General features: G+C 37.6%; 6 protein-coding genes and 1 pseudogene. 3 read left to right on the top strand and 4 right to left on the bottom strand.

Annotated features, from left to right (window positions below; genetic code table 11):
- On the bottom strand, window positions 1–289 hold a 289-nt coding region (locus QZ055_RS07180), incomplete at its 3' end, for a flavodoxin family protein (RefSeq protein WP_295825634.1).
- A 440-nt stretch (window positions 290–729) separates the two neighbouring features.
- Here QZ055_RS07180 and QZ055_RS07185 point away from each other — a divergent pair.
- Window positions 730–3012 carry a ribonucleoside-diphosphate reductase subunit alpha gene (locus tag QZ055_RS07185; RefSeq protein WP_295825637.1) on the top strand — a complete coding sequence of 761 codons (2283 nt, stop codon included), beginning with the start codon at window positions 730–732 and terminating at the stop codon, window positions 3010–3012.
- Between the two features lie 74 nt (window positions 3013–3086).
- A complete protein-coding gene (locus QZ055_RS07190; protein WP_005375612.1) occupies window positions 3087–4115 on the top strand; it encodes a ribonucleotide-diphosphate reductase subunit beta in 1029 nt (342 codons plus the stop codon).
- 81 nt (window positions 4116–4196) lie between these two features.
- On the opposite strand, the gene QZ055_RS07195 is transcribed toward QZ055_RS07190, so the two are convergent.
- The 3 genes from QZ055_RS07195 to QZ055_RS07205 form a co-directional block, all read right to left on the bottom strand.
- Complete coding sequence (locus tag QZ055_RS07195; protein ID WP_257846924.1) at window positions 4197–4835, bottom strand: hypothetical protein; 639 nt, start codon at window positions 4833–4835, stop codon at window positions 4197–4199.
- Window positions 4836–5274: 439 nt separating this feature from the next.
- On the bottom strand, window positions 5275–5733 hold the full coding sequence (locus QZ055_RS07200; RefSeq protein ID WP_024065612.1) for a DIP1984 family protein: 459 nt from the start codon (window positions 5731–5733) through the stop codon (window positions 5275–5277).
- Between the two features lie 85 nt (window positions 5734–5818).
- Entirely contained in the window at window positions 5819–6235 is a 417-nt protein-coding gene (locus QZ055_RS07205; protein ID WP_295825641.1) for a GNAT family N-acetyltransferase, read from the bottom strand.
- A 478-nt stretch (window positions 6236–6713) separates the two neighbouring features.
- Here QZ055_RS07205 and QZ055_RS07210 point away from each other — a divergent pair.
- Window positions 6714–6960: pseudogene (locus QZ055_RS07210) on the top strand (3-deoxy-7-phosphoheptulonate synthase); the annotation flags it as partial.

Raw genomic sequence — 6960 nt, forward strand, 5'->3', positions numbered from 1 at the left:
ATGCATTGATTAAGCTCTCCTTAGCATGTGCCATTTGCGGTGGTACGCCAGCTGTGGCAAACAGAGCAATGTGAGGGTTATGCAATGTGCCTAGTACATCACGGGCCTCTTTATTAGCTGTCCCTTTATCCACCCAGAATCCTGCAAACACAAGATCATAAGATGATAAATCGGACGGCAACTCTTTCATAGATACGCAAAGCGTATCTGCTGGCAATACGCTAGTAATAGCCTCTGCCACTTGTTTAGTATTTCCCGTAAGGGATGAATATATAACAATAGACTTCATGTCTTACCTCCTATTTACTATATATCTATTATAGGACATGTATGACATGCTTTTAATAAAATAAATCACAATAGTATATAGAACGATATAGAACGGAATTTTATATACTGCCACGTACTATTTTACTATTCTCAAAAGAGATACATTATTCAAAATCATCATATATGCTCTTTATATAATACTTTCTAGCATTTATAACTATATCGATAAATTTAACCATACTATATTTATAATTTTCTAAATGTCAATATTGAATGTATAGAATTTTTTCGCTATAATCGTAACATAATGTATAAGCTTAATAGGAAAACTACAACATATAGTAGTTTTCTTATTTTTCTGATTAGACTTAACTTAAAGATATTTTATACTTTTCAGTCTAATCTTATATATGCTTAGATTAACAGTTTTATTACTTTTAAGACTCAAGGGGAACAGTAATGGAGATTATGATCAAGAAACGGGATGGCCATTTCGAGCCTTTATCCGTTGAAAAAACGAAACGTATGATTGCCTTCGCATGTTTGGGGTTAGATTCTTGTGATCCACTAGAATTGGAGTTAGATGCGAAGTTACAATTCGTTGATGGCATGACAACTAAAGAAATTCAAAAAACTTTAGTACAAACAGCTATCGAAAAGGTTATCTCTAAAAAAGACGACGGTTTCGGCAACCAAGTTAATAAAATGAACCAAGATTGGCAGTTTGTAGCAGCACGCCTCTTCTTGTTCGATCTCTATAAAGAAGCAGCTATCACTCGTCGTTATAAAGCATTCGGTTATGGCAACTTCCCAAATCTTGTACACATGCTTGTAGAAGAGAAAAAATACGCTGACTTCTTCGTTACAGAATATACACCTGATGAATTGCAAGAGTTAGGCGATTACATCAAACCTAAACGCGACTACCTCTTTAACTATGAAGGTCTTAAATTATTGGCTGACCGTTACTTAGTAAAAGGCTTCAACAAAGAAATCTTTGAATTGCCACAAGAACGCTTTATGGCTATCGCTATGCACTTGGCATTGGTAGAGGGTGAAAACAAGGTAGAATACGCTAAGAAATTCTACGATTTGATGAGCCAATTAAAAATGACAACTGCTACGCCTACATTGGCAAATGCGGGCACACCATTCCATCAATTGTCCTCATGCTTTATCTCCGGTGTAGATGATAACTTATGGTCTATTTACGACGTAAATAGCAAATTCTCCCGCGTATCTAAACACGGTGGTGCTCTTGGTATCTATCTTGGTAAAGTTCGCGCCTTGAACTCCGACATCCGTGGTTTCAAGAACTCCTCTGGTGGCGTTATTCCTTGGATCCGTTTGTACAACGATACAGCGGTTGCGGTAGACCAATTAGGTAAACGCAAAGGCGGCGCTACAGTAACACTTGATATTTGGCACAAAGACTTCTACGAATTCGTAGAACTTCGCACAAATAATGGTGACGATCGTCGTAAAGCGCACGATATCTTCCCTGCTATCTCCGTTCCAAACATCTTTATGGAACGTATGATCGCTCGTGAAAACTTCACACTCTTCGATCCTCATGAAATCTTGGCTGTAAAAGGCTATGCCTTAGAAGACTTCTACGATACAGACGATAACAAAGAGTTCACAAAACGTTACCTTGAATGTGAACAAGATCCTAATTTACACGGCATCGAAGTGCCAGCATTAGACATGATGAAAAAAATCATGCGCTCTGCTGTTGAAACTGGTACACCATTCATCTTCTTCCGCGATACTGTAAACGCTGCAAACCCTAACAAACATGCAGGTATGATTTACGCATCTAACTTGTGCCACGAAATCGCACAAAACGTTGGCTTCACAAACCTTGCTGAAGAAATCATCAACGAAGACGGCACTATCACTACTAAAACAAATACAGGCGACATGGTTACATGTAACTTGAACTCCATCAGCCTTGGTCGCATTTCTGACGAAGAATTAGAAGAAAATATTGCTCTTCAAATCCGCATGTTAGACAATGTTATTTCCATCAACCAAGCACCAGTACCAGAATCTCGCATGACATCTGATAAATACCGTGCTATTGGTCTTGGTACTTCTGGTTACCACCACTACCTTGTTAACCACGATATCCAATGGGAATCTGATGAACATATCGAAGTAGCGGACAAGTTGTTCGAAAACATCGCGTACTATTCCATCAAAGCTTCCATGGAATTGGCGAAAGAAAAAGGTGCATACCCTGCATTCAAAGGTTCCGAATGGGAAACTGGTGAATACTTCACACGTCGTGGCTACACATCCGATCGTTGGAAACAATTGGCTGCAGACGTTGCAAAATACGGCATCCGCAATGGTTATTTGATGGCCGTAGCTCCTACAGGTTCTACTTCCAACATTGCGAATACAACGGCTGGTATCGACCCTATCTTCAAAAAATTCTTCATCGAAGAAAAGAAAGGTTCTTTCACACCAAAAACTGCACCAGATTTGAACAACAAAACATTCTGGCTCTATAAAGAGGCGCATACAATCGACCAACAATGGTCCATCAAAGCTTGTGGCGTACGTCAACGTCATATTGACCAAGCACAATCTTTCAACTTGTATATTACACCTCAAATGAAAGCAAAAGAAATTCTAGACCTTTACGTTGAGGCTTACAAACAAGGTATCAAAACAATCTACTACATCCGTAACCAATCCCTTGAAATGGATGAGTGCACTAGCTGCTCCTCCTAATACGAGATGTGTTTATAAATCTGATGACGACCTATAGCAGTATAGGTCGCATCGTTATATAAAGGAGTCCTACTATGGATAAAAAACTGATTTTCAACGAACATGGTGAACGTGGCACGCAATCTATGATTGGCGGCAACACCACAAATCTTCGCGAATGGAATCGTATCAAGTACGACTGGGCGAACCAAATGTACCGTACAATGCTCAACAACTTCTGGATTCCTGAAGAGATTTCCTTGAACGAAGACGTTAAGCAATTCCCCTACTTAACAGATTACGAACGCCGTGCATTTGACAAAATTATTGCATTCTTGAACTTCCTTGATTCCATTCAATCTGAAAACTTGCCTAACTTGAGCCGTTATATTACAGCATCTGAAGTAGCATCTTTATTGAATATCCAAGCATTTCAAGAGGAAATTCACGCTCAAAGTTATTCTTATATTTTGGACACTGTAACAAATCCTATTACACGTGACAAAATTTATGACGAATGGCGTACAGATAAAACATTACTTGAACGTAATCGCTTCATCGCCGATGCATACCAACGTTTCAGCGATGATCCTAGCGAAGCAAACCTCATTCACACAATCATCGCCAACTATATCTTAGAAGGTATCTACTTCTACTCCGGCTTTAGCTTCTTCTACACATTGGCACGCCAAGGTAAAATGACAGCTACATCCACTATTTTCAAATACATCAACCGCGACGAAGTAACTCATCTTGTATTGTTCCAAAACATCATCCGCGAGTTACGTCGTGAACGCCCTGACTTGTTTACGCCTGAACTGGAAGCGAAAATCACTGACATGATTCGTCAAGGTGCAGAAAACGAAATCGCTTGGGGTCAATACATCACTGATGATAAAATCCTCGGCCTTAACAACGTTCTTATTGAACGCTATATCAAATACCTTGCCAATATCCGCTTAGAAGCAATCGGCTTGCCTCATCTATACCCTGAAATCAAGGACAATCCTATGGAATGGATTGAAAGTTTCTCCAACTTGAATAGCACAAAAACTGACTTCTTCGAAGCTAAAGTTACAAACTATACAAAAGCAGCGGCATTTGATTTCGATGATTTAGAATAATAAAAAATGATAAAAGAAAAAGTGATTCTCACGGTGGGAGAATCACTTTTTTCATTATAAAGGTTATTCAGTTAATAACGGTTAGCCAGCTGTATATGGGCCGAATCGACCTGCAAATAGATAGGAACCCATTTTACCAAGTTTGGCAGCAAAGATAGAAGCTACGATACCTAAAATAATCATAATCCATGCGTTATCAGCATTTACACCATTAGCAATAGCGATATAGGCTTGTGCACAGGAAAGAATAAAGTAGATAACTGTTAAGTAAATCTTTGCTTTAGGAATTTTAGATGTTCCTGTTTTGTAACGTAATTTACTACCAATATAACCAGAAATACCACCAATGATAACGAGAAGTGGTAAAATCATTGCTACTAATGTAATGGCAGGGAATAATACATTTGCAATAGATGGAATCAACAATGCAATAACAGGTACTAAGAAAGAAGCTGCTGTTGCTGCGATTGGGAAATGTACCGCAATTGGATGTAAATGAAGATCTAGCAATTTTTCACGTTTTGTATCAATGCGACGTGGCTTGTAATCCATCCAAACTGTTGGAGGAAAACCACATGTTGGACAAGGTTGATCCCTGTACTTAGCATCCTCAATATATCCGCATACACGGCAAATTATCCATTCGGTACCTTGTTCAGGTGTTGGTTTAGCTGCGGTAGAACTTGTTGCTGCCGTAGCTGCTTTTTGTTCTGCTGTCATAATGAAATCTCCTTACTTAAGAAATTCTATATAATTAAATAATGATTATTATTTAATTATATTATAACATAATTCACTAAGTAAAAAAGTAAAATTTATATGCTTATCAAAAAATTAAATATATCGTACTACTAACGTACCTATAATCAAAGGTAGCGGTATTTGATTTCGATAAATTAGAATAATAAGAAAAAAGATACCCAATCCAGATCTTTGAATTAGGTATCTTTTTATCGTTTATATTTAGAAATAGTCCCCAACGCCACCCTCGTTTTTACAGTTGACACATGGTAATACATTGTAAATTGTATCAATACATTTGTGCGCAAATAGGCCTACACTGTAGATTTTTATTCGCCCCATGAATGTATTCATCAAACGCTTGGTAAAAGCAAAAGTTTTGTGTCCACCCTGTATCAAACTACCAACTATATAGATATTAGCTTTCAATCAATTCAGTGGTCCAGTTAGCAGACTGCAATAGATTGTCTAATAAACGAACTTGTTTTGCTATATTGTCAGCTTCTTTTTGGATATCTTTAACATTGACGGTCGGGATTAATTTGATTTCAGACCCTCTCGCACGAAAATTGATGCTACCTGCGCTAGACGCCAATGTCCGATAAGCACTTAGACGCAATGCAGCACTATCTTTTTCCGCAATAATTTCAGTAATAGAGCGACCTTCTACAATAGTTTTGCAATTTGTTAAATTAATATGTGCAATTAACTTTTGAAGTCTAGTTACACATTGATCTAATGTTTTTAAAAGCTCTTCAGGGTTCTCATTCGGTGCTTCCCCTTCTTGCACTAAACTATTTTGAGTTAAACGAAGCTCTAAATCGCTAATTTTATAATTCAAATCAGATCGCTCTTGTAATGCTTCCGCTAGTTTCATAAACTCTCACCTCATATTTTGAAATATATGGATATTAATATACTGACTGAACTAATACAAACTATTATATTTAGTATCTAGTTTCTTATAATACTTTCCGCATCATCACATGTGGACAACCTTCATCAAGGTATTCTTCCCCTTCTGCCTTATAGCCAAGGGATTCGTAGAATGCTTTTGCCTGTACTTGCGCTGATAAGGAGCAGGTCTTAAATCCATCGCGACGAATGCCGTTTTCTGCGGCCATCATAATCTTAGTCCCTAGATGCTGTCCACGATATAGTTTGCGTACCGCCATGCGACCAATATGCGCATCTCCAGCTACGTCGCTGGGAAAATATCGGCACGTGCCAACTGGCTTACCATCTATGGATAAAAGTACAAACTTTGCAGTCTCATCGATTGCATCAAACTCGTCTTCAAAACCTTGTTCCTTCATAAACACATCGATACGAATTTGTTTTATTTCATCAGTTATATGATCTAAGATTTGAATAATCATAGGTAACCCTTTCACAGAACAAGTATATTTATAAAAATCGATTTCAGCGTATTACGAAACATACTATAAACACTAAAAACTTCTTATTTTTATTATATCAGAAATACGCTTAATTCCCCAAAATTTCTAGTTTTCCATTAATTCCTACAGCAAAAATCTTTTAAAACTTCCATGAAATTCATGTTTAGGTATTGCATAATTTTATCATTTGGGTTTATACTATACCCATAATTTTTAGAAAGGAGCAACCAAAGATGACTAACCAAATTAGCACAGCTACAAAACAATACTTTTATTGGTTCTTTATCCAACGTACGGGTAAGGAACTATTTGTGGTACGCTAATTAAGATTGAGTCATTATTAGTTGCTTAGAATAGTAAAAGGGCTACCCGTATTAAACTACGGGTAGCCCTTTTTTGTTTGCTATCCCGTATGGTGAGCCCTACTATTCACTGTAGTTTACAAGGAGGATTTATCATGATTATTACATTAAAACAAAACGCAGCAGAAACAGAGGTATCTCGTTTACGCAGTGAATTAGAGGAAAAAGGCTTCATTATCCATCCTGTAGAAGGCGCTCGCTACAACATTTTAGGTCTTATCGGTGATACTGCATCCCTCGATGCACGTCAAATCGAGTCCCTAGATTTCGTAGATAAAGTAACTCGCATTCAAGAACCATACAAAAAAGCAAACCGTAAATTCCATCCAGATGATTCTGTAA

It is taken from the genome of uncultured Veillonella sp. (assembly GCF_905209685.1).
Classification (GTDB): Bacteria; Bacillota; Negativicutes; order Veillonellales; family Veillonellaceae; genus Veillonella.